We start from the raw sequence: 22,307 nt of genomic DNA on the forward strand, positions 1-22,307 counted from the left end.
GTCAGGCCAACCGAACCCCGGATCGTCGCGGACGCGCTCGCCGCAAGCGGGGGCTATCTTAGACCGGACGGTCCGGAGAATTCCACCTGCGTGAGGAGCGGAGCGCGCCTCATTGTTTCAGGGCTTCCCGGACCTTGCGCGTGAGGGTCTTCTCGGTGAAGGGCTTGGGGAGAAAATCCATGTCGTTCTGCCAGAAGTCGTGGTGCAGGCTCGGATGGTCCGCGTATCCGGACATGTAGAGGACTCTCAGGCCAGGGCGGACGGCCAGAAGACGGTCCGCGAGCTCCTTCCCGCTCATGCCCGGCATCACGACGTCGGTGAGCAGCAGGTGGATCTGACCGGAATGCCTCTGGCAGACCTGCAGCGCGGCGTGGCCGTTCCCGGCTTCCAGCACCGTGTAGCCGATTTCCCGGAGAATGTCCGCCGCCAGCTCGCGCACCATGGGCTCGTCTTCGACGAGCAGGATCGTGGGGGAGCCAATGACGGCGTCGGAATGGGGCGCGGGGGAATCGGCGGCCTCGCCGGTTCCTTCGGCGCGGGGCCAGTAGATCCGGAACGTGGATCCCTGGCCGGGCTCGCTGGATGCCAAAATCGCGCCCCCGCTCTGCTCGACGATCCCGTACACGGTGGCGAGCCCCAGACCGGTCCCCTTGCCGGGAGCCTTGGTGGTGAAGAAGGGATCGAAGATGCGGGCGAGCGTGTCCGCGTCCATGCCGAACCCCGTGTCTTTGACCGCGAGCGTGACGTAGGTCCCCGGTTGGATGGGCGGGGAGGCGGGCTCGACCGCCTTGTCCAGATGGACGCTTCGGGTCTCGATCGTCAGACGGCCGCCGCCGGGCATGGCGTCGCGCGCGTTGGCGGCCAGGTTCAAGATGACCTGCTCGGTCTGTCCGGGATCGGCCCTGATGCAGCCCAGGTTCGGCTCCAGGGAGGTCGTGAGTTGGATGTCCTCGCCGATCAGGTGCTGGAGCAACGGCGCCACCTTGGCGATCATCGCGTTCAGATCCAGCACCTTGGGTTCCAGGACTTGCTGCCGGCTGAAGGCCAGAAGCTGACGGGTGAGAGAGGTCGCCCGCTCCCCCGCGTTGGCGATGACCTCGATCTTTCGCCGCGCCGGGTCCTCGGGCCCGATTCGCCGGAGCAGCAGCGCGCATTGTCCCACGATGACGGTCAGCAGATTGTTGAAGTCGTGGGCCACGCCGCCGGCCAACCTCCCGATCGCTTCCATCTTCTGGGCCTGCCAAAGCTGGTGCTCGACACGCTGCCGTTCGGTGATGTCGCGGATGATCGCGCTGACATACCGCCGGGTGCCCGCCTGCCAGCTTGAGAGCTCCAGCTCCAGGGGAAACTCGCCGCCGTCCTTCCGCAGCCCCGTCATGACGACGGTTTTGCCGATCAGCGAGGACTCGCCGGTTGAGACGAGCCGCTCCAGGCCGCGGAGGTGAGGCTCCCGGAATCGCTCCGGCATCAGGCACGTCAGGGGCAGGCCGGTCAATTCGCCCCGGCCGTACCCGAAGATGCTCTCGACGCTGCCGTTGCACAGGAGTATGGTGCCCTGCTGATCCGAGACGATGACCCCGTCGGGGGTGGATTCGATGATCGAGCGGAATCGGGCCTCGGACTCTCGAAGCGCCGCCTCGACTCTGGCCCGCTCGACGTTTTCAGATTGAAGGCGCTCGACGGCGCCGGCCAGCTCCTCGGTTCGTTGCCGGACCCGGTCCTCCAACTCGTCGTGCGCGTGACGGAGCGCCTCCTGGGCTCTCCGCCGCTCTTCGACCTGCCGGGTGAGGTCGGCGATCAGGCCCTCGTTGGCGAACCGGAGGGTCAGGGAGGTGGCCAACGTGTCGTGCATCTTGCGGGCGACGAACGCCATGATGACCGTGAAGAGGGCCACCATCCCGCCCATGGCATATCCGAGAGGGTCCCCCTGAGCCAGAAAGCGCAGAGCGAGCGGCACCAGGGTCGGGATCGCGAAGCTGAGGAACGCTTCCCTGACGGGGGACAGGGTAGTGACCGCCCCCGCAGTCATGCCCGCGAGCACGAACGAGAGAAAGACCTGATGCGCGATGGAGTGTTCGGGAAACAGGAACAGCGCAGTTGAGCCCCACCCCAGGCCGGAGAGGGCGGCGCCGGCGACGAAGAGCCGGCCCCACCGGCTCATGGCGGAAGGGGCCGGTTGGCGCCGGCGGAACCGGCGCACCAGCAGAAAACGCCCGCTGGCCAGCGCCAGCGTATAGGCGAGCCAGCCCAGGAGCGCGGTCGTGGTCACGACGGGCCACTGGATGACGGTCAGGATCAGGCTGTTGACGACGATCGCGATGAGGCCGAAGGGGGCGTTGAGATAGAGCAGCCGAATCTGCTCGGCGCGGAGCGCCTGAGAGCCCAAGCCGGATGGGCCCGAGGCCGGGTCCATGGGAGCGGGCTCGGCGTTGCCGAACGTCTCCGCCTGCCGCAAGGGAGGGTCCATTGAGCCACAGGCCGGCGGCACTCGCCCGCCGCGCGCGAGCGTCCGGCCTCCTTAGGGAACAGGCATGGTAGTACGCCCTGCCGTCTTTGTTGTCAAGGAACGTCGTGGAGGGACGCCGGCTGTGCGATTGTGGTCTGGGAGGATGAACCGGAAGTTCGGAGGCGACGATCAGCCGGCGCCTCGCTGGTTCCGAGGAGCGTCCAGCACCTCCCGGATTTTGCGTCCCAGGGTTTCGGGCGAGAAGGGCTTCTGGAGGAAGACCACGTCCGCGTCCAACACCCCATGGTGCACGATGGCGTCGTCCGTATATCCGGACATGTAGATCACCTTTACCTCTTCCGGGCGCAAGAGCGCGATGCGTCCGGCCAGGATGCGGCCGCTCATCCCCGGCATGACCACGTCGGTCACCAGCAAGTGCAGGACGCCTTTGTGCTCCTGAGCGATGCGCAGGGCCTCCTTGCCGTCCTGGGCGATCAGCACGGTATAGCCGTATTGCTTGAGCATGTCGCCGACCAGTTGCCGGACTCTCTCGTCATCTTCCACCAGCAGGATGGTTTCCGTCCCGAGCGGCGGCGCAACGCCTGCGGCTTCCGTGGCGCTTGATACAGCGGTTTCCTCTGTCCGCGGCAGGTAGACCTTGAAGGTGGTGCCGCGGCCCGGCTCGCTGTAGACCCAGACGTGCCCGGCGCTTTGCTTCACGATGCCGTAAACGGTGGCCAGGCCCAGGCCGGTCCCCTTGCCCGGTTCCTTCGTCGTGAAGAACGGCTCGAAGATCCTGGCCCGGGTGGCCGCATCCATCCCGCACCCCGTGTCGCTGACCGCCAGCATCACGTAGCGGCCTGGGGTGGCGCCGATGTGGGTCTGCGCATAGGTTTCGTCGAGCTCCACGTTTCTGAGCTCGACGGTCAGATGCCCCCCTTGCGGCATCGCATCCCGGGCATTGGTGGCCAGGTTCATGATGACCTGCTCGATCTGCCCGGGATCGGCTTTCACGCGGCCCAGCACTGGGTCGCTCACCGTCTTGAGGATGATGTCCTCGCCGATGACCCGCCGCAGCAGGTTGTCCATGTTGGCGAGCACGACCTTCAGATCCAAGATCGCCGGTTGGAGCACCTGCTTGCGGCTGAAGGCCAACAACTGCCTGGTCAACGCGGCGGCGCGCTCGCCGGCCTTGCCGATTTCCTCGACCTCCTTCCGGAGCTGGACGTCCAGGTCCGTCCGCGTCAGGAGGAGCTCGCTGTAGCCCTTGATGACCATCAGCAGGTTGTTGAAATCGTGGGCCACTCCCCCGGCCAGTCTCCCGACCGCCTCCATCTTCTGGGATTGGCGCAACTGCTCCTCCAGGCGCTTGTGCTCCGAAATGTCCCGGGCGATCGTGGAGTAGTACTCCACCTCTCCCGCGGCGTTCCTGTGACTGAGGATGACCTGGGAGACCGGCACCTCGCGCCCGTCTCGGGTGAGCAGGGCGGTCTCGCCGCTCCAGACCCCCGCACGCAGGGCGGTGGGAAGGCCTTCCGCCATCACGAGCTGTTTCGCCCAGTCAGGGTGGTAATCGGAAATGACCGTGCCCGAGATGTCCTCGCCCTCCCCGATCCCTAGCAGCTTCCGGCCGGCCTGGTTGACGTACAGGGGACGGCCGTCCCTGTCCGCGGTTCCCACGAAATCCGTGGTCGCCTCGAGAATGGCCAAGAGACGCCGTTGCGTCTCTTCCGCCTTCTTGCGCTCATGCCGTTCCTTCGCTTCATGGACGGCGCGGCGCACCACCGGCACCAGCCGGGCGAGGCGGGTCTTGAGGACGTAGTCGGTGGCGCCGGCTTTGAGCGCCTCGATCGCCGCTTCCTCGCCGATGGTGCCGGAGATGAAGATGAACGGAATGTCCGGATATCGCTGCCGTGCCAGGGCCAGCGCCGACTTGCCGTCGAAGGATGGGAGCGTGAAATCGCAGAAGATCAGGTCGAAGCTGTTTTCCTCCAGGGCCGACAGGAAAGTCTCGCGGCTCTCGACGCGAGCGACATCGAGCGTCAGGCCTTCCGCTTCCAGCATGCCCTGCACGAGCGCAGCGTCGGAGGGATTGTCTTCCACGTGGAGGATGTGCAGGGGCGAGGCCATCGGGATCCTCACTTGGGTTTCGGCGCGCTTCCAGGCGGCGGTTCGTTGATGATGGCCCAGAAGGTTCCCAGTTGCTGGACCGCGTCGATGAACTGCTGGAAATCGATGGGCTTCACGACGTAGGCGTTGGCGCCCAGCTCGTACCCTTCCACGAGATCCTTCTCCTCGCGCGAGGAGGTCAGGATCACGACGGGGATCGTTTTGAGCCGCGCATCGGCCTTCATCGTGCGGAGCACTTCGAGCCCGTCCACCTTGGGCATCTTGATGTCCAGCAGCATCACGGCCGGGTTGTCGGGGGCGCGCATTTTGAACTTCCCGCGGCTGTAGAGATAGTCCAGGGCCTCGGAGCCGTCGTTGACGACCAGCACCTCGTTGGCGAGGTGCAGCTCCTCCAACGCGGCCAGGGTCAGCTCCACGTCCTTGGGATTGTCTTCCGCCAGCAGGATGCGTTTCAGGTCTGTCATGCCGCTCCTCCGCGTATGCCGGGTAGGGAAAAGTAAAAGGTGGCGCCCTTGCCGACTTCCCCTTCGGCCCAGGTCCGTCCCCCGTGCCGGTGGACGATGCGGCGGACGTTGGCCAAGCCGATGCCCGTGCCCTCGAACTCGTTCGCGCTGTGCAGGCGCTGGAACACGCCGAAGAGCTTGTGGGCGTATTGCATGTCGAACCCGACGCCGTTGTCCTTGACGTAGATCACGGTCTCACTGGCCGGTGGCTGTTCGAGGCGGCCGACCTCGATGACCGCCCGTTCCCGTGGGCCGGTGTACTTGACCGCGTTGCCGATCAGGTTGAGGAATACCTGTTTGAGCATGGAGGGGTCGCCCTGCACGGTGGGGAGCGAGTTGATGTGCCACGCGATCGTGCGGCCGTCCGTGTCCGGCTTCAGATCGTTCAGCGTCTCTTTGACCAGCCGGTCGAGGGGGACGGCCGCGAGGCGCATTTCGGCCCGGCCCATCCGGGAGAAGATCAGCAGGTCGTCAATGAGACGGCCCATCTGCTTGGCTGAATCCGAGATCGTCTGGAGGTACCTCGCTCCCTTCTCGTCGAGGGAAGGGGCGAGATGCCGGCGCAACAGGTCCGTAAACCCGTCAATGTGGCGCAGCGGGGCGCGCAGATCGTGGGACACGGAATAGGCGAAGGCCTCCAGCTCCTTGTTTGCCTCCTCCAGGGCAGCGCCCCGGCGCTCCAGCTCGCGGTTCAGCTCATGCAGGGTCTCCTCCTGGCGTTTGCGCTCGGTGATGTCGCGCGCGGTGGCATACATGGTCCCGTCCGGCTGGGGGACCGACTTCCACGACAGTATGCGCCATGAGCCGTCCTTGTGCCGGTACCGGTTTTCGAACTGCAGGACCTTTTCGCCGCCAACGACCTGCCTCTCGACCTCGCGGAGCGTGGCCGCACGGTCGTCGGGATGCACGAAGTCGAGAAAAGGCCGCGCCAGCAGTTCCTCGTTGCTCCACCCCAACGTCTGCGTGAACGCGGGACTGACGCGCTTGAAATGGCCGTCCTTGTGGGCGATGCAAAGCATGTCCAACGAGAGCATGAAGAAGCGGTCGCGCTCTTCCTCGGCCCGCTTTCGCGCGGTGATGTCGAAGACGGTCGAGCGACTCGACACGTACTTGCCTTCCGCATCCATGATGGCGGTGGCGTTCAGGAGTACGGGCAGGATCGTGCCGTCTTTTCTGACCATCTCGAATTCGAGATCGCGCACGGAGCCTTCTGCCTTGAACCGCGGAAATGTCGCGTGGAAAATTGCTTGGCTCTCGGGAGTCAAGAAGTCGCTGGCCTTCATGTTGCCGATCACTTGGTCGCGCGTGTAGCCGAGCCATTGGAGTTCGGTGTCATTGATGGCAACGAAGACGCCGTCCTTGTCCAATGAGTGGTATCCGCAAGGTGCATTGTTGTACAGGTCGCGAATCGCCTCCGCGGACTTCCTCAGCGCGGCTTCCGCCTGCTCCGCCTTTCTCCTGGCTTCTTCGGCGTCCTCCATCATGTTGAGGGCCGCTGTCCGGGAGGTAGCCAACTCCTTGGTCCGCTCGGCCACGCGCACTTCCAACGTCGCAGTCAGCCGTCTCAATTCCTCCTCGGCGCGGGTGCGCTCTGCGACCTCGCTCTCCAGCGCTCGCTGGCTTCTCTGTGCCTGTCTGACCAGGATGGCGGAGATCCAACAGGCACTGATCGCCAGCAGACGGTTGCCGAGCGCCATGTGGGTGGTCGGCGGGCCTGCCGGAGAGAGAAAATAGCCCAACACGATCAGCGCGGTGCAGGTGAAGGCTACGAGAACGAGGGTCTGTCGCTGCTGCATTCAGAAGGACAGCCACACAGGCAGGAGAAAAAGCAGCGGCGCGGCAATGCCCAGGGGGGTGGACAGGTCCAGCGCGAAAATCGTGGCGATCAGCGCGGCGATCGCCACGAGGATTCTGGTTCTCCGTAGGTCCGTCACGGGTCTTTCTCGCGGCCGCTTCAACTAGGCGATGCGCTCTTCCGAAGCGAAGGACAGGTCGTACGCGGGCGGCCTTCCTGTTTCTTGAAGCAACTGGTTGATCTGCCGCTTGAGCTCGATCATCCGTCGTTCCCGGCCGACTGCCAGGCGGTTGAAGCGCTCCAATTCGGCGTTCGCGTGCGCCAGTTCCTTCGCACGGTGCGCCTGCCCTTCTTCCGCCTGCTTGCGATCCATTATCTCGCGACGCAGTTCCTGGTTCATCGTCTCCAACTGAGCTGGGCTGGGAAGGGCCAGCGCCTTGGGGATCAGCGGCACGAGAAGGATCGCCGTGGCGATGGACACTCCGGCCGTCATGAGCTTGACGAATCCATCGAGCCAATAGACCGGCTGCCAGAGCGTCCAGACGCCGACCAAGTGCGTCGTCCCGCAGAGAAAGATGAAGCTCCCGAAGAGAAGGAACACCCAGGGAAAGGCCAGGTCTCGTCTCTTGGAAAGGAAGTACAACAACGTAGCCGGGATCGAGTAGTAGGCTATGGTGATCACGGTGTCCGAGGCGGCATGGAGCCACAGGAGCCCAGACTGCCACAGGAGACACTGTCCGTGCGGCAGGAACTCGGATGAGAGGAACTCGCGCACCAGCATAGGCTTCTCCTCTCTCTATCCTTTTGTCTTGCTCTTTCCGGGAAGCGTACGGACCAACTTGGTCAGGGCGGTCAGGAGATGCTCCTGCTCGATCGGGTGCAGACTCTCGACCGCCGTGGCCAGGAAATCAGACCGGGCCGCCTGCTCGGCCTTCTGCCTGCCCTTGGCGGACAGGAAGATGGAAACAGCCCGAGCGTCAGTGTTGGAACGGCTCTTCCGGACCAACCCTTTTCTGACGAGAGCTTGAACCGCCTGGCTGGCCGTTGCGGGGGTGATGCCCAGGTGTCCGGCAATAGCGGTGAGGGTCATTGGGGGATGCGGGTGCGAGCGGAGGAAGGAGAGGACGTGGCCCTGGGTCGGGCTGATGTGGTGGGCGCCGGACGCCCGCCAGGCATGACTGCGAAGGGCGAGGCTGATCTTCGTCAGTCCCGTTGAGACCTCCTTGGCAACGGGCTGCCACTCCCTCTCGTGGTGGTCCATGAGCGCCGCTCTACTCACCGGCTAGCCCTCCAACGGTTTGGAGTCAAGATTGTTAGGACTTCAAAATAGCGATAATTTTAGGAGTGTATGCGTAGAGCCATTAGGACCGTTCGGGGGGTAGCGGAATGAGAATTGTGGCCCTATTGCTCTAGGGCCGAATGGACCTACTGGCCGGATTTCTTCACAAAAAGGGCAACGGCTTGGGAGCGGCGTGTCACCTGCAGCTTTTGAAACACGTGGCTGAGATAATTCTTGACGGTCTTGTCGCTCAAGCCAAGTGCAGCGGCGATTTCCTTGTTCGTCTTGCCTTTGGCAACCAAGGCCAGCACGCGTTGTTCCTGGGCCGATAATTGCTCCTCCTCCTCCTCCTCCTCCTTTTTCTTTCCCTGTGCGGCCTGTTCGGACAAGGATTTCACACGTGCCAGCGCGCGTTGGGCCAACGATGGGTCCAGAATGGATTGTCCGGCGGCAACGGTCTCCACCGCTCGGATGAGAGACTCAACGCCGATCTCCTTCAGCAAGTACCCGTGGGCTCCGGCGAAGATGGATGCGGTGACGGCGTCCTCGTCGGAATAGGATGTCAGGAACAGGACGCGGCAGTCGGCGCAGCGAGCTTGGATTTCCCGGCAGGCCTCAATCCCACTGCCATCCGGGAGGCGGACATCCATCAGGACGACGTCGGGCTTCAGGCGGCAGGCCTCGGCGACGGCGTCGGCTGCGGTCCCCGCTTCGCCTACAACCTCGATGCTCTTGGCTCTGCTGAGCGCCGTGCGCAGGCCGACCCGCACGATCGCGTGGTCGTCTACCAGCAGCACACGGATCGGCTTCGCACGAGGCTTCTGCACGGAACTACTCCTTGGGAAAATCCACGATGATTCTCGTGCCCTGGCCGGGGGCGGAGACGACCTCGAATCGGCCGCCGAGCTTTTGTGCGCGAGTCGTCATGTTGCGGAGTCCATGACCCGACAAGTCATCCTGTCGAGCATCGAAGCCGATTCCGTCGTCGACGATTTCCAGGCGAAGGCGGTCGGGTTGCGCCCGGAGCGACAGGAACCCGTTTCTGGCTCGGGAATGTCGAAGGCTGTTGCTCAGGGCTTCCCTCGCGATCAAGAGCACCTGCTTCGCTTGTTCCACGTTCAGGCGAGCAATGGCGTCCGGGTCCAGCCTGAGTCGGAATCGCGGTAACAGTGCGCCCTCCGCGTCATGGACCAGCTTGGCCAATTCAGCCCGCAGCCGCGTCGAGCTGATGGTGCCGGGATCGATCCCGCTGATATAGTTGCGCACATCCCTTATCACGCCGTTCAAATCCGCAATGGCCCGATCCAGATTCCCAGACGCCGCAGTCACGTCTTCCGCGAGGAGTTGCTTGCTTTCTTCAAGGTGAAGACCGACGGCGTAGATCTTCTGGATGATGTTGTCGTGCAGGTCCTGGGAGAGTTGCTCTCGCTGTCCCAGCATCTCCCAGAGTTGTTCTTCCCTCTGCTGCAAATCCCTCTCCGCCCGCTTGCGCTCGGTGACGTCCTGGGCCACACCGATCATGGCGATAGACACTCCGTTGGCGTTCCGGATGACCTCCCCGCGTGAATGGTTCCACCAGAAGGTCCCATCCTGGCGGAGAGCTCTGAACTGCGTTTCGTACGACCGACCGCTCCGGTAGGTGCAATCAATGGTGGTACGGAGTGCGTCCCGATCCTCTGGATGGACCAGGCTGAGAAATCCCTCGTAGGTTGCGGGGAAGTCACCGGGCTTGAGGCCGAAAAGGCGGTACAACTGGTCGGACCAAGTCACCGTATTGGTCGGGATGTCCCAGTGCCAGATGCCCAATTGGGCCACCTGCTGGGCCTGCTCGAGGATTTGCTGGCTCTTCTTCAGAGCCTCCTCCGCCTGCTTGCGTTCGGTGATGTCGGCGACGAATGCGCTGAAGGAGTAGGACTTCCCCTCCTTCAAAGCCGTCACGGTGAGCTCTGCCGGGAACTCGGTCCCGTCTCGGCGCAAGGCGGTGGTCTCGATGCGCCGGTTCAGGATAGGGCCATCGCCGCTGGCGAGGAAATGTTGAAGGCCGCGCTCGTGGGCTTCTCGATATCGGGGAGGGATGATCGTGTCGTCGAGTCTTCGCCCAAGCGCTTCGCCTCGCATCCATCCAAAAATGACTTCGGCCCGTTTATTCCAATCCGTAATCCTTCCGCTCGCGTCCATCCCGATCACGGCGTCGAGCGCGCCGTCCAGGATCGCGCGCAGGCGGGCCTCGCGCTGGTCGGGGTTCCGTTGGCTTCTCTTCCGTCGGATGCTTGGGCCGGCCCTTCGTTTCCCTGGCATGGTCGTTCACCTTTCAGGAGACGGGGGAGGAATAGGGGGATAGATACGTAGAGAGTATTCTTACTTGGCCGTTCTGTCAAGGCGTTGCAAGGGAAAGAGCTTTGCGGATTTCTGCGGCGGTCTTGGCGTCCACGCCGGCCTCGCGCAACTGCTCGTCCGTGGCCTTGGCGATCGCCTCCAGACTGCCGAACTTGCGGAGCAGGCGGTTCCGCCTGATCTCGCCGATCCCGATGATCTGGTCGAGCCGGGAAGCCTTCATGGCCTTGCCGCGCAGCTTCCGGTGGTAGGCGATGGCGAAGCGGTGCGCCTCGTCCCGGATGCGCTGGAGCAGGTGGGTGGCGGGGGAGGTGGGATGGAGGAAGATCGGGTTCTTCCGATTCGGGAGGAACACCCGCTCCTCCTTCTCGCCCTTCGCCTTGGCCAGTCCGATGATCGGCAGACCCGTCCGTCCGGCCTGCTTGAGGCCGTCCATGGCAGCTGCGAGCTGGCCCAATCCTCCGTCAATCAAGACGAGGTCGGGCAGCGGCAGTCCCTCGGTCTCGCCGTAGCGTCGGACCACCGCTTCCTGCATGCTGGCGAAGTCGTTCGCGCCCCGGACCGTCTGAATGCGGAACCGGCGGTAGTCCGATTTCTTGGCCTCGCCGTCCTCCCAGACGACCATCGAGGCGACGGACTGGTCGCCCATCGTGTTGGAAATGTCGAACCCCTCGATGCGCCGGGGAGTCCGCTCCAGGCGGAGCAGCCGCTTGAGCTCCTCCACGGCCTGACGGTCGGTCTCCTCGTCGCGCAGGTGGTCGGCCAGGGCGGCGCCGGCGTTCTCTTCGGCCAGGAGCAACAACTGGTGCCTGGTTCCCCGCTCGGGGGCGACGAGCTGGACTGGCTCGCCCCTTTTCTCCGACAGCCAGGCTTCGATCAAAGCCGCCTCGGCCAGAGCGGTCGGCACGAGCAGCTCCTTGGGCGGCTGCATCTCCTTGTTGTAGAACTGCTCGATCGCGGAGCGGACCAGCTCTTCGTCCGACGCTTCCGCCGCTTCCGGCCAGAAGAAGTCCTTCCGGCCGATCAGGAGGCCGCCCCGGACGAACAGCAGTTGGAGGTCCACCGCCGCGCCCCGCCGGGCCAGACCGATCACGTCCTGGTCCGCGGCGGTGGTCTGGGTGATGCGCTGCTTTTCCAGTGTCCGCTCGATCTTGAAGATGCGGTCCCGCAGCCGGGCCGCCTCTTCGAACTCCTCGCGGTCCGCCGCTGCCTGCATGCGGGTCCGCAGGTCGTCGAGCAGCTCCCGGTCCCGACCCTCCAGGAACTGCCGGACCTGCTTGACGATCTCGTGGTATTCCGCGCTGGTCTGGTTGCCGATGCAGGGGGCCATGCAGCGCTTGATCTCGAACTCGATGCAGGCCCGCTCCGCCTTTCCGTCAATCTCGATCTCGCAGGTGGCGAGCGGAAAGACCCGGCGGATCACCTTGAGGGTCTCGCGCAGGGCGTTGGTCGGCACGTAGGGGCCGTAGTAGAGGGCTCCGTCCTTCTGAACCCGCCGGACAATGGAGAGCCGGGGAAAGGCTTCCTTCACGGGAAGGCGCAGGTAGGGGTAGTGTTTGTCGTCCCGCAGCACGACGTTGAACCGGGGCTTGTGGCGCTTAACCAGGTTGCTCTCCAGGATCAGCGCTTCCAGCTCTGACCGGGTCACGAGGGTTTCGATGTCGGCCAGTTGGCTGAGCATGAAGGTGGTCTTGGGGGTGTGCGTGCCGCCCTTCTGGAAATAGGACCGCACCCGGTCGGCCAGCACGCGGGCCTTGCCGATGTACAGGATCTCCCCCCGGGCGTTCTTCATGAGATAGACGCCCGGCTGCTCCGGGAGACGGTCGAGCTTGGCTTGTAGCTCAGAAAGATGGATCATGGTCAGTGGTTAGTGGTCGGTAGATGGAGAGGCCAAGAAGGGCGGCCTGCCCTTGCCCCGTACCGCAATCTTACGCTCGATACTGCTAATCAGCTTGCCTAATCGCTGCAAGGCCTCTGCATAGCGATCCAGTAGCTCAAACTCTATTTTATTCGATAGCACTTCGACTTGCCCAGCATAGCGGAGATGCGTGACGGTCTCTCGCGCCTCCCGTCTGCATCGATAAAGAGATTGGAGATACTCGGTGCTGTATTGGGAATAAAAGCCCTCGGTGAGGTTTGCACACACTGATTCGGATGACCTCAGCATCTGGATGCGAAGCCGCGGAAATCGGAACTCCATGTTTTTGAAACCTTTTCGACATCGATTGCCAGGGAGAAAAATGTCTGGTACACATCCAATTCCTCAACCTGTTCAATCTTTCGCTTTTCCATCACCGACCAGCTCCTGCTGTTTTCTCCCTTCAGTCCACTAACCACTGACCCTGCGACCACCGTTTACACGATGGCCGTGCCCGGCGGCCGTTCGATCAACTCGACCTCGTAGCCGTCCGGGGCGTCAATGAAGATGAAACGGCTGCCCGAGGAGGTTCTGGTCGGGCCATCGGTGATCTTCACGCCCTTGGCGGTCAGCGTTCGGATGGTCTCATCCAGGTTTTCGACCTCGAAGGCCAGGTGCACCAAATCCTCCTGGACCTTCACGGGCCCGCTGGGCGGAAAGCTGCACAACTCGATCAGTTCCTCGCTGTTGGGCACGGCCAGGAAGGCCAGATGGGAGCCGCGGGGCGACGTCTTGCGCTCGACGACCTGGAGCCCCAGCACTTCGGTGTAAAACCCGATGGTCTCGTCCATGTCACTGACCCGCATCCGGGTGTGCAGCAATTTCTTGACACGCATGGGATCGCTCCGGTTGAAAACGGTGAACGCGGCTGCTCGGCGTCAGGCCAGGAGCGGGGAAGCGCCGCATCACGAGCCCGATCAGTTCAAGTGCGCGTGGCTCCTGAGCTCCGGATACAGCCTGGTGGCGCACTCGGGGCAGAGGCCGTGGGTGAAGCGGGCCTGGCCATGCTCTTCAAAATACTCCTCCAGGAGATTCCAATACCCCTTGTCGTCGCGGATTTTCTTGCAGGAGGCGCAGATCGGGAGCAGCTCTCGCAGGCGCCTGGCGTCTTCCTCGGCCCGGAGGCGTTGGACCGAAAGCAGCGCCGTCGCCCAGATGGCGGTGACGGCAATCACGCGGTTCGCGACGGTGACCCAGAGGGTGGAGTCGCCTGGAGGGGAAATGAGCACGCCGGCCAGCGTCAGGACGGTGCCGATGAAGGCCGCGAGGACGACCGCGACCGAGCGGCGCTCCGGCGCCCGCGCGCAGAGGAGCACGGGGACGATGTACAGCACGCCGGCCACGATGCCCAGCGGGGTCAGGACGTCAAAGACGACAACGGCTCCAGCCAGGACGGCCGCGGCGAACAACACCGGTCGTGAAGGGATGGGAGACGCCATGGGAGCCCCAGCTGCGAAGACATTATAGGCGGCGCGCCGGGGCTTCCGCACGGGAATCTTTCGGCTACGGCGGGTCCTGCTTCCCCTTCTCCTCCACGACGATCGCGGCGTGCATGGAGACGGGAATGTTGAAAGGCTGCGAGGCTCCCGCCGTGGAGCCGCTGATGATCGTGGCCTGATCCTGCACGGTATAGCTGATGGCGTCTTCCTTGGAAAAGCATACGCTGGCGGATTGGCCGGGCTCGATCTTCGCTGACTCCTCGTGCCCCCAGAAATAGGAGAAGCCGCGGCTGCAGGAGACCTCGTCGAGCGAGTCCTCGTAGAAGTAGATCCAGACCGGAGTGGCCTTCCGGTTCACCCAGCGGACTTCGTCTCCGACCTGGACGATCAGGTCGTGGGCCGAGACCCCCTCTTCCCGAATGAATACCTCGTGGACGACTCCGGTCCTGCTGGCGGTCGGGAGGCCCGCGCAGCCGCTCGTGACGAGCGCCGCCAAGATGATCCACGTCCTCATGCCTCGCATGCCGGAAACGACCGGGGTCCGTTGGGTGCCGGATCGGTCTGGCGCCTCCTTAAACGAAACGCGGGCGATTATACCGAAAATGGGCCGCCCGTGTGCATGAAATGCGTTGACGCCCCCTCACGGCGGCTGGTAAGGATAAGATCCGATGAATGGTCCGTGGGTGGTGGTCAGCGGTTAGCAAGAAGTCTTGGTGTGCGCTCCATTCCGCTCCGACCACCGACCATGCTCCACCGACCACTTTTTCTTAGGGAGTGATGAACGGTCCCCATTGGCAGATCGGGCGAATTTTCGGCATCCCGATCAAGGTCCACGTGTCCTGGTTTCTGGTCTTCGGGTTCGTGACCTGGAGCCTGGCCACCGGCTACCTGCCCGACATGCTGCCCGGGCTCTCGAGCGCCCGCTACTGGAGCATGGGCGGCACGGCGGCCCTGCTGCTGTTCGGCTCCGTGCTGCTCCACGAGCTGGGCCATTCGTATGTCGCCCTCCACTACCGTATTCCGATCCAGCAGATCACGCTCTTCGTCTTCGGCGGAGTGGCGCAGATGAACCGGGAGCCGCCCGGCCCGCGGGCCGAGTTCCTGATCGCGATCGCCGGTCCGATCGTCAGCTTCCTGCTGGGCGGGGCGCTGCTGGGCGTGGCTGCCCTGGTCAACGTGGGGCAGGGCCTGGTCGCCCTGGGGTTGCTGCTGGGCGCGGTCAACGTCCAACTGGGGCTGTTCAACCTGATTCCGGGTTTTCCGCTCGACGGCGGACGGGTGCTCAGGGCCGGGCTCTGGGCCTGGTCGGGCGATTTCCACCGCGCCACCAAACACGCTTCCCTGGCCGGTCAGGGGTTCGGGATGGCCATCGGAGCGACCGGGGCGGTGTTGCTGGTCGGCGCCGCACCCGGCTGGATTCCCGGGCCGCTGGCGGCGAACGGCGGCTGGATCGGCCTGATCGGCCTCTTCCTCTTCGCAGCAGCGCGGGCGAGTCGCCGGCAGGCGGCCGTTCGAGCCTCCCTCGCGAGGGCCACGGTCGAGGAGCTGATGGTCCGCGACGTGGTCACCGTCCCCCCGGACCTGACGGTGGAGGCGGCGGTCACGGAGCATTTCCTGCGGCACGGCTACGGCGGGTTCCCTGTGGTGGAAGACGGGCAGTTGCTCGGGCTCGTGACGGTCCAGGACGTGCAGGCCCTGCCCCAGGCCCTGTGGCCCTGGCGGCAGGTCCGGGACATCATGCAGGCGCGGAGCAGCGCGATGGAGACCGGACCGCACATGTCGGCCATCGGGGCGCTGGAGCAGATGCTGCGGGAGGGGCAGGGCCGCCTGGTCGTCGTGCAGGACGGTCGCGTGATCGGGCTGGTGACGAGGTCCGCGATCGGCCGGTTCCTCCAGCTCCGCGGCCTGCGACGCTAACCGAAGAGTGTGGTCAGTGGGCAGTGACGGGAAGGAACTGCCCCCCCGACCACAGACCACGCACCATTCCCCGACATCCCTCATCGCGCTGCCTGCAGCCGTCGCACGATGGCGGCCCCGAAGAGCAGCAGCCCCGCCGAGTAATAGATCCACAGCAGGAACAGCACCACGACCAGGAGTGAGCCGTACATCCGGCTGTAGACGGAGAGGTGCTGCACGTAGCCGCCGAACAGGTGCTTGGCGAACTCCCAGAGCAGGGCCAGGACCAGCCCTCCGACGGCCGCATCTCGCCAGGCCGGGTGCTGCTTGGGGATGAACCGGTACAGGCAGGTGGCGGCGATCAGGACGAGGAGGAACGGGAGCAGGTAGGCGAGCAGAAACCGGTGGGCGGTGACGGCGACCAAGTCGATGCCGCCGATCCGCGGGGCATAGGCGACGAGCAGGCCGGTGATCTGGGTCACGAGGTAGGACAGGATCATGAGGGCCTCTACCAGCCCCAGCAGCGCGAACGAGATCGCCGTGGACACGAGCGGACTCCGCTGCCGAGGCGTGCCGAACACCACGTTGACCGTATAGTCCACCTCGTAGAACACCAGCATCCCGAACCAGACGAACGCCAGGAAGACGACCCACCGCACGACCTGCTCGGAGGCCACCCGTTTCATCTCGTGGGCCAGGTCGTCTCCCAGCGTCGGCAGAAATCCCTGCAGGAAGCGCAGCAAGAACTCGTACCCGATGTGCTCCTGGCTCACGATGAAGCTGACCAGGTACAGGAGCAGATAGATCAGCGGGAAGAAGGACAGGAGGGCGAAGAAGGCGAGCGATGCGGCCAGGCTCGTGCAGCCGTGCCGGAAGAAGTCGGAGGCGGCGCCTCTCAGGAGTCTGAGAAACCCCATCAGCCTACCAGGAGGGTGGGGAATCAGAGAGAAGCGATTGGTGGTCAGTGGTCGGTGAAGAACGGGGTTGTACGGAATGCCTCACAGACCACCAACCCCCGACCACTTTCTCATCACGGGTCTTGGTCTACTTCAACGCCAGCACGGCTTGGCTCGTGAGCCAGATCAGCGGGTCGGGGTACAGGCCCAGGAGCACGACGCCGGCGATCGCGGAGGCCAGCACGATCGTGAGCGCCGGCGTCGCGGCCAGCCGGGGCACGACCGTGACCGACGAGTCCGGCTCCCGCATGTACATGACCATCACGACCCGCAGATAGTAGTAGGCCGACACGGCGGCGAAGAGCAGAGCGACGACGGCCAGCCACGCCAACCCGGCCTTCACTGCCGCCATGAAGAGGTAGAGCTTGCCGATGAAGCCGGCGGTCGGCGGGATGCCCGCCAGCGAGACCATGAACACCAGCATCAGGAGCGCCGCCAGCGGCTGCCGCTTGGCCAGCCCCGTGAAGTCCTCGATCTCGTCCCCTTCCAGCCCGCCCTTGCGCAGCAGGCCGACCACGGCGAAGGCCCCCAGCGTCATGAAGGCGTAAACGGCCAGGTACAGCATGACGCTGGCCAGGCCCAGCGACCGGACGCTCTCGTCCGCCTCGGCCTGACCCGCCACCACGACGCCGATCAGCGCGTAGCCCGCGTGCGCGATGCTGGAGTAAGCGAGCATCCGCTTGATGTTGGTCTGGACGATGGCCACGACATTCCCCAGGACCAGCGTCGCGACGCAGACGACCATGAACAGACCGTACCAGTTGGCCTTGAGTCCGCCGAGCCCTTCGAGGAACACCCGCAGAAAGGCTCCGAAGCTGGCGGCCTTGGAGGCCACGGCCATGAACGCGGTCACGGAGGTGGGCGCCCCCTCGTACACGTCGGGTGTCCACATGTGGAACGGCACCACGGCGATCTTGAAGCCGAAGCCGACGACCAACAGGATCATGGCCAGGAGGAGCGCTGGATCGTCGAGCCCCCGAGTTCCGATCGCGGCGGCGATGGCCGCCAGGCGCGTGCTGCCCGCGACGCCGAACAGGAGCGAGATCCCGTACAGCAGGATGCCGGAGGAGAAGGAGCCCAGGACGAAGTACTTGGCCGACGCCTCGAGCGAGCGGCCCTCGGCCCGCTTGAACCCGGCCATCACGTACAACGAGAGGGACATGAGCTCCATGCCGAGGTAGATCGTCAGCAGGTCCGCGGCCGACACCATGATCATCATGCCGGAGAGCGAGAGGAGCAGGAACCCGTAGTACTCGGCCAGGTGGATGCCCTCCTCCCGCAGGTAGGCCAGGGAGAGGAGGATCGTGAGCCCGCTCACCGCGTAGAGCAGAAGCTTCCAGAAACTCGCGTAGGGATCGATGATGACCAGGTCGCTGAACGCGGTGAGTCGGTCCTGGCTTTGCGCGGCTGTGATCACGAAACAGGCGGCGAGCGTGCCCAGGCTCAGCCAGGCCAGCCAGACCTTGCGTGGGCGCGGAGTGACCGGGTCCAGTGTCAGCACGAGGCAGGCCGCCGCCACGACGAGCAGCTCGGGGAGGACGGCGAGAATGTCGGCCAACGGGAGAGTCACGGGGTGACCCTCCCGGCGCGAGGCGCGAGGCGCGAGGTCAGAGGACCAAATCCGGCAAAGGACTCCCCATGTCTGGTTTGTCTGATCCCTCGAGCCTCTAGCCCCGTGCCCCGGACCTGAGCAACCGGCGTGGCCGGTTGCTCTGCATGCTCGACCAGATGGTCCACGGTGGCGTGCATGGGCGTCAGCACCGGATTCGGGAAGATTCCGATCCAGAAGACGAGGACGGCCAGGACGCCCAGGAGGGCCAGCTCGCGCCGGTCGAGATCCGCGAGGTGCCCGTGCGCGTTCGCCGGCCTGACGCCGAAGGCCACCCGCTGGATCATCCACAACAGGTAGGCCGCCGCCAGGATGACCCCCAGCGCCGCCGCCGCGGCGACCGGCTTGCTCCAGAAGAAGGTCCCGACCAGCACGAGGAACTCGCCGACGAAGCTGTTCGTGCCCGGCAGGCCCAGCGAGGAGAGGGCGAAGATCACCAGGAACGTGGCATAGCGCGGCATCGGCCCGGCCAGGCCGGCGTTGTCGGCGAGCATCCGGCTGTGCGTGCGCTCGTAGATGATGCCGACGCAGCAGAAGAGTGCGCCGGTCGTGATCCCGTGGTTGAGCATCTGCATGATCGCGCCCTCGATGCCCTGGGCGTTGACGACGAAGATCCCGAGGGTCACGAAGCCCATGTGGCTGACGCTGGAATAGGCGATCAGCTTCTTGAGGTCGGTCTGCGCCAGCGCCATGTAGGCCCCGTAGAGGATGGCCGTCAGCGAGAGGCCGAGCATGAACGGGGCGAAGGTCTCGGTCGCCTCCGGCAACATGGGGAGCGTGAAGCGGAGGAAGCCGTAGGCGCCCATCTTCAGGAGGACGCTGGCCAGGATCACGCTGCCCGCGGTCGGCGCCTCCACGTGCGCGTCCGGCAGCCAGGTATGGAACGGGAACATCGGAACCTTCACGGCGAAGGCCAGGAAGAATGCCCAGAAGAGCCAGTGCTGGAGCGTGGAGGAGTACTCCACCCGGCTCAGCAGGAGGATGTCGAAGGTCTGCCCGCCCTTGAAGTAGAGCACGAGGATCGCGACGAGGAGCAGCACGCTCCCGGCCAGGGTGTAGAGGAAGAACTTGATCGCCGCGTAGAGCCGGTTCGGCCCGCCCCAGACCCCGATGAGCAGGTACATCGGGATCAGCATCGCCTCCCAGAACACGTAGAACAGCACGAAGTCCAGGGCGGCGAAGACCCCCAGCATGGCGGTCTCCATGATCAGCAGGGTCGCCAGGAATTCCTTCACGCGGGTCTGGATGGCCTTCCAGGAGACCAGCACGCAGATCGGGGTGAGGAAGGTCGTCAGCAGGAGCAGCGGCAGGCTGATCCCGTCCACGCCCACGCTGTAGCTGATCGGCGGCGAGGTGATCCACGAAACCCGCTCGGCGAACTGCATGCGCGGCGTGGCGGGATCGAACTGCAGCCACAGGGGGACCGACAGGACGAAGTCCGCGAGCGACGTCCCGAGCGCGACCCACCGGGCGGTCGCCTCCCTGACCAGGAACAGGACCGCGGTCCCCGCCAGCGGCAGGAAAATGACCAGGGTCAGCCAGGGAAAGCCGTTGCTCTGGATGCTCACGTCGCTCATCGCTCGACTAAAGAGGCGGACAGTGGAAAGTGGTCTGTGGTCGGTGAGGAAGAGACACGTTGGCGCCAGGCCAACCCACTGCCCACCGCCCACTACCCACTGATCACCTCTTAGAAAAGAAGGTACACCGTCAGGATGAAGACCGCGCCCATGGCCATGCCCAGGGCATAGTGCTGGGTCTGGCCGCTCTGGAGGAACCGCAGCACCAGCCCGCACCAGCCGATCAGGCTGGCCACCCCGTTGACCGTCGCGTCGATCATGCCCACGTCCACTTTCTTCCAGAGCCGGTCGGCCAGCGTGAGGGTCGGGCGTACGATCGTTGCGTCGTAGGCCTCGTCCACGTACCACTTGTGGAATGACAACTGATACGCCTGCTGCCATCGCCGGGCGAGCCGGTCGGGGAGGTCGGGCGAGACAACGTAGCAATAGTAGGCCGCGGCGATCCCGCCCAGCCCCATCAGCGTTGCGACTGCCATGACGCCCGCCGCGCCCTCCTGGTGGTCCTCGCCGGCCGAGCCGAGGACCGGGGCAAGCCAGCCGGGGATGCCCAGGTACCCGGCGGCGACGGAGAGGCCGGCCAGCACGATCAGCGGGACGGTCATGGTCTTGGACGGCTCGTGCACGTGGCCGGCATGGTGCGGGTCCGCGCGGCTTGGCCCCCAGAAGGTCACGAAGACCAGGCGGAAGCTGTAGAAGGCCGTCAGGAGCGCCGTGAGCAGTCCGAGGGTCGCCAGCGTCTTCCCGAGCGGTCCGGCGGCCCAGGCCGAGACCAGGATCTCGTCCTTGCTGAAGAAGCCCGAGGTGAGCGGGAAGCCGGCCAGGGCCAGCGAGCCGATCACGAAGGTCCAATAGGTGACCGGCAGCTTGTCCTTGAGCCCGCCCATGCGCCGCATGTCCTGCTCGTGGTGCAGCGCGATGATAACCGAGCCGCAGCCGAGGAACAGCAGCGCTTTGAACGCGCCGTGGGTGAGCAGGTGGTAGATGCCCGCCGTGTAGGCGCCCAGCCCGCAGGCCATCACCATGTAGCCGAGCTGGCTCACGGTCGAGTAGGCCACGACGCGCTTGATGTCAAACTGGGTGAGTGCGATCGTGGCGCCCAGCACCATCGTCGCGGCCCCGACGACCGCGACCGCGTCCATGGCCGCCGGCGACAGGCTGTAGAGCGGGGCCAGCCGCGCCACCATGAAGACGCCCGCGGTGACCATCGTGGCCGCGTGGATCAGGGCCGAGATCGGCGTGGGGCCTTCCATCGCGTCGGGCAGCCAGACGTGGAGCGGAACCTGGGCCGACTTGCCCACGGCTCCCAGAAAGAGCAGCAGGCAGATCAGGGTCAGCGTGGAGACCTCCCATTCGCCGCCCATCGGGTTCAGCAGGTTGGTCATGTCGCCGACGAGGTCGGGCGCCTGGGCGAACACGTGCCGGTATTCCAGCGAGCCGAAGCTGTAGAAGACCAGGAGGACGCCCAGGATGAAGCCGAAGTCCCCGACCCGGTTGACGACGAAGGCCTTGGTCGCGGCGTCGCAGGCGGACTTGCGCTCGTACCAGTGGCCGATCAGCAGATAGGAGCAGAGCCCGACCGCCTCCCAGAACACGAAGAGCTGGAGGAAGTTGTCGGCCATCACCAGCATCAGCATCGAGAACGAGAACAGGGCGATGTAGGCGAAGAAGCGGGCGTAGCCCTTCTCCCCGTGCATGTAGCCGATCGTGTAGACGTGGACGAGGCCGCTCACGGTCGTGACCAGGAGCAGCATGGCCGCGGTCAGCCGGTCGATGGAGAGGCCGATGCCGATTCGCAGATCGCCCGAGGTCAGCCAGGTATAGAGGGGGACCGAGATCGTATCGCCGCCGGCCACGTCCTGGAACGCGAGGAGCGAGAGGACAAACGAGCCCCAGACCGCCGGCACGGCCACCCAGTGGGCCCGGTCCTTGAGCCAGTGCCCGCCCATCCCGACGATCAGGAAGGCGAAGAAGGGGAGCAATGGAATCAGCGCGTAGATCATCAAATCACGTGTGGTCAGTGATCAGGGGACAGAGGCCCGTGATAAACGCCGCAGGGAGCCAGATTCCTCGCCGACCACTGACCACCAACCACTCTTGTTCCCTACCACTTCAGCAACTGGAAATCGTCCACGTTGATCGAAGACTTGCTCCGGTAGAGCGCGATGATGATGGCCAGCCCCACCGCGACCTCGGCCGCCGCCACGGTCAGCGTGAAGAAAACGAAGACCTGGCCGGACAGGGTCTGGAAATAGTGTGAAAAGGCGACGAAGTTGATGTTCGTCGCGTTCAGCATCAGTTCGATCGAGAGCAGAATGATGATGATGTTCCGCCGGATCAGCACGCCGACCAGTCCGGTGAGGAACACGATCGTGCTCAGGATCACGTAATACGATAAAGGAACCATCATTGCAGACCCTAACGTTAT

General features: G+C 64.6%; 19 protein-coding genes. 1 reads left to right on the top strand and 18 read right to left on the bottom strand.

Annotated features, from left to right (window positions below):
* Positions 1 to 109 precede the first annotated feature (109 nt).
* The 13 genes from AB1411_07265 to AB1411_07325 all read right to left on the bottom strand — a co-directional run bounded on the left by AB1411_07265 (position 110) and on the right by AB1411_07325 (position 14,358).
* Positions 110 to 2,467, bottom strand: a complete 2,358-nt coding sequence (locus tag AB1411_07265) for a PAS domain S-box protein (protein ID MEW6543393.1) — start codon at positions 2,465 to 2,467, stop codon at positions 110 to 112.
* A 168-nt stretch (positions 2,468 to 2,635) separates the two neighbouring features.
* On the bottom strand, positions 2,636 to 4,576 hold the full coding sequence (locus tag AB1411_07270; GenBank protein MEW6543394.1) for a response regulator: 1,941 nt from the start codon (positions 4,574 to 4,576) through the stop codon (positions 2,636 to 2,638).
* Positions 4,577 to 4,584: 8 nt separating this feature from the next.
* Positions 4,585 to 5,040: a response regulator gene (locus AB1411_07275; protein MEW6543395.1), complete on the bottom strand. Its 456-nt coding sequence runs from the start codon at positions 5,038 to 5,040 to the stop codon at positions 4,585 to 4,587.
* Positions 5,037 to 6,875, bottom strand: coding sequence for a PAS domain S-box protein (locus AB1411_07280; GenBank protein ID MEW6543396.1), 1,839 nt, complete (start codon positions 6,873 to 6,875; stop codon positions 5,037 to 5,039). Before AB1411_07280 ends, AB1411_07275 begins: the two co-directional genes overlap by 4 nt.
* 162 nt (positions 6,876 to 7,037) lie before the next feature.
* Positions 7,038 to 7,655 carry a hypothetical protein gene (locus AB1411_07285; protein ID MEW6543397.1) on the bottom strand — a complete coding sequence of 206 codons (618 nt, stop codon included), beginning with the start codon at positions 7,653 to 7,655 and terminating at the stop codon, positions 7,038 to 7,040.
* Positions 7,656 to 7,670: 15 nt separating this feature from the next.
* Positions 7,671 to 8,153: a MarR family winged helix-turn-helix transcriptional regulator gene (locus AB1411_07290; protein ID MEW6543398.1), complete on the bottom strand. Its 483-nt coding sequence runs from the start codon at positions 8,151 to 8,153 to the stop codon at positions 7,671 to 7,673.
* 146 nt (positions 8,154 to 8,299) lie between these two features.
* Entirely contained in the window at positions 8,300 to 8,980 is a 681-nt protein-coding gene (locus AB1411_07295) for a response regulator transcription factor (protein MEW6543399.1), read from the bottom strand.
* A gap of 4 nt (positions 8,981 to 8,984) precedes the next feature.
* Positions 8,985 to 10,451 carry a PAS domain S-box protein gene (locus AB1411_07300; GenBank protein MEW6543400.1) on the bottom strand — a complete coding sequence of 489 codons (1,467 nt, stop codon included), beginning with the start codon at positions 10,449 to 10,451 and terminating at the stop codon, positions 8,985 to 8,987.
* 76 nt (positions 10,452 to 10,527) lie between these two features.
* A complete protein-coding gene (uvrC, locus tag AB1411_07305) occupies positions 10,528 to 12,345 on the bottom strand; it encodes an excinuclease ABC subunit UvrC (protein ID MEW6543401.1) in 1,818 nt (605 codons plus the stop codon).
* A gap of 9 nt (positions 12,346 to 12,354) precedes the next feature.
* Positions 12,355 to 12,687: a four helix bundle protein gene (locus tag AB1411_07310; GenBank protein MEW6543402.1), complete on the bottom strand. Its 333-nt coding sequence runs from the start codon at positions 12,685 to 12,687 to the stop codon at positions 12,355 to 12,357.
* A 155-nt stretch (positions 12,688 to 12,842) separates the two neighbouring features.
* Positions 12,843 to 13,241 carry a VOC family protein gene (locus AB1411_07315; protein MEW6543403.1) on the bottom strand — a complete coding sequence of 133 codons (399 nt, stop codon included), beginning with the start codon at positions 13,239 to 13,241 and terminating at the stop codon, positions 12,843 to 12,845.
* Positions 13,242 to 13,322: 81 nt separating this feature from the next.
* Complete coding sequence (locus AB1411_07320; protein MEW6543404.1) at positions 13,323 to 13,844, bottom strand: hypothetical protein; 522 nt, start codon at positions 13,842 to 13,844, stop codon at positions 13,323 to 13,325.
* Positions 13,845 to 13,908: 64 nt separating this feature from the next.
* On the bottom strand, positions 13,909 to 14,358 hold the full coding sequence (locus AB1411_07325) for a hypothetical protein (protein MEW6543405.1): 450 nt from the start codon (positions 14,356 to 14,358) through the stop codon (positions 13,909 to 13,911).
* 263 nt (positions 14,359 to 14,621) lie between these two features.
* On the opposite strand from AB1411_07325, the gene AB1411_07330 reads away from it, so the two are divergent.
* Positions 14,622 to 15,761, top strand: coding sequence for a site-2 protease family protein (locus AB1411_07330; protein ID MEW6543406.1), 1,140 nt, complete (start codon positions 14,622 to 14,624; stop codon positions 15,759 to 15,761).
* Positions 15,762 to 15,841: 80 nt separating this feature from the next.
* Here the strand turns inward: AB1411_07330 and AB1411_07335 are convergent, their stop codons facing one another.
* From AB1411_07335 to nuoK, 5 genes are all read right to left on the bottom strand, one after another.
* On the bottom strand, positions 15,842 to 16,657 hold the full coding sequence (locus tag AB1411_07335; GenBank protein MEW6543407.1) for a YihY/virulence factor BrkB family protein: 816 nt from the start codon (positions 16,655 to 16,657) through the stop codon (positions 15,842 to 15,844).
* Positions 16,658 to 16,784: 127 nt separating this feature from the next.
* A complete protein-coding gene (locus AB1411_07340; protein ID MEW6543408.1) occupies positions 16,785 to 18,266 on the bottom strand; it encodes an NADH-quinone oxidoreductase subunit N in 1,482 nt (493 codons plus the stop codon).
* Positions 18,263 to 19,882 (bottom strand): NADH-quinone oxidoreductase subunit M, encoded by a 1,620-nt coding sequence (locus tag AB1411_07345; GenBank protein ID MEW6543409.1) that lies wholly within the window; start codon positions 19,880 to 19,882, stop codon positions 18,263 to 18,265. The genes AB1411_07340 and AB1411_07345 overlap by 4 nt, the downstream gene beginning before the upstream one ends.
* Before the next feature lie 110 nt (positions 19,883 to 19,992).
* Entirely contained in the window at positions 19,993 to 21,882 is a 1,890-nt protein-coding gene (gene nuoL / locus AB1411_07350; GenBank protein MEW6543410.1) for an NADH-quinone oxidoreductase subunit L, read from the bottom strand.
* A gap of 101 nt (positions 21,883 to 21,983) precedes the next feature.
* Entirely contained in the window at positions 21,984 to 22,289 is a 306-nt protein-coding gene (nuoK, locus tag AB1411_07355) for an NADH-quinone oxidoreductase subunit NuoK (protein MEW6543411.1), read from the bottom strand.
* Positions 22,290 to 22,307 lie beyond the last annotated feature (18 nt).

Source organism: Nitrospirota bacterium, from assembly GCA_040757595.1.
Taxonomy (GTDB): domain Bacteria; phylum Nitrospirota; class Nitrospiria; order Nitrospirales; family Nitrospiraceae; genus JBFLWP01.

Bases quoted from the DNA above. Each gene is read 5' to 3' on its own strand.
- AB1411_07345 (MEW6543409.1), bottom strand. From the start codon at position 19,882: ATGAGCGACGTGAGCATCCAGAGCAACGGCTTTCCCTGGCTGACCCTG.
- AB1411_07325 (MEW6543405.1), bottom strand. From the start codon at position 14,358: ATGAGGACGTGGATCATCTTGGCGGCGCTCGTCACGAGCGGCTGCGCG.
- uvrC (MEW6543401.1), bottom strand. From the start codon at position 12,345: ATGATCCATCTTTCTGAGCTACAAGCCAAGCTCGACCGTCTCCCGGAG.
- AB1411_07265 (MEW6543393.1), bottom strand. From the start codon at position 2,467: ATGGACCCTCCCTTGCGGCAGGCGGAGACGTTCGGCAACGCCGAGCCC.
- AB1411_07335 (MEW6543407.1), bottom strand. From the start codon at position 16,657: ATGGGGTTTCTCAGACTCCTGAGAGGCGCCGCCTCCGACTTCTTCCGG.
- AB1411_07330 (MEW6543406.1), top strand. From the start codon at position 14,622: ATGAACGGTCCCCATTGGCAGATCGGGCGAATTTTCGGCATCCCGATC.
- AB1411_07315 (MEW6543403.1), bottom strand. From the start codon at position 13,241: ATGCGTGTCAAGAAATTGCTGCACACCCGGATGCGGGTCAGTGACATG.
- AB1411_07310 (MEW6543402.1), bottom strand. From the start codon at position 12,687: ATGGAGTTCCGATTTCCGCGGCTTCGCATCCAGATGCTGAGGTCATCC.
- nuoK (MEW6543411.1), bottom strand. From the start codon at position 22,289: ATGATGGTTCCTTTATCGTATTACGTGATCCTGAGCACGATCGTGTTC.
- AB1411_07320 (MEW6543404.1), bottom strand. From the start codon at position 13,844: ATGGCGTCTCCCATCCCTTCACGACCGGTGTTGTTCGCCGCGGCCGTC.
- AB1411_07300 (MEW6543400.1), bottom strand. From the start codon at position 10,451: ATGCCAGGGAAACGAAGGGCCGGCCCAAGCATCCGACGGAAGAGAAGC.
- AB1411_07275 (MEW6543395.1), bottom strand. From the start codon at position 5,040: ATGACAGACCTGAAACGCATCCTGCTGGCGGAAGACAATCCCAAGGAC.
- AB1411_07280 (MEW6543396.1), bottom strand. From the start codon at position 6,875: ATGCAGCAGCGACAGACCCTCGTTCTCGTAGCCTTCACCTGCACCGCG.
- nuoL (MEW6543410.1), bottom strand. From the start codon at position 21,882: ATGATCTACGCGCTGATTCCATTGCTCCCCTTCTTCGCCTTCCTGATC.
- AB1411_07270 (MEW6543394.1), bottom strand. From the start codon at position 4,576: ATGGCCTCGCCCCTGCACATCCTCCACGTGGAAGACAATCCCTCCGAC.
- AB1411_07285 (MEW6543397.1), bottom strand. From the start codon at position 7,655: ATGCTGGTGCGCGAGTTCCTCTCATCCGAGTTCCTGCCGCACGGACAG.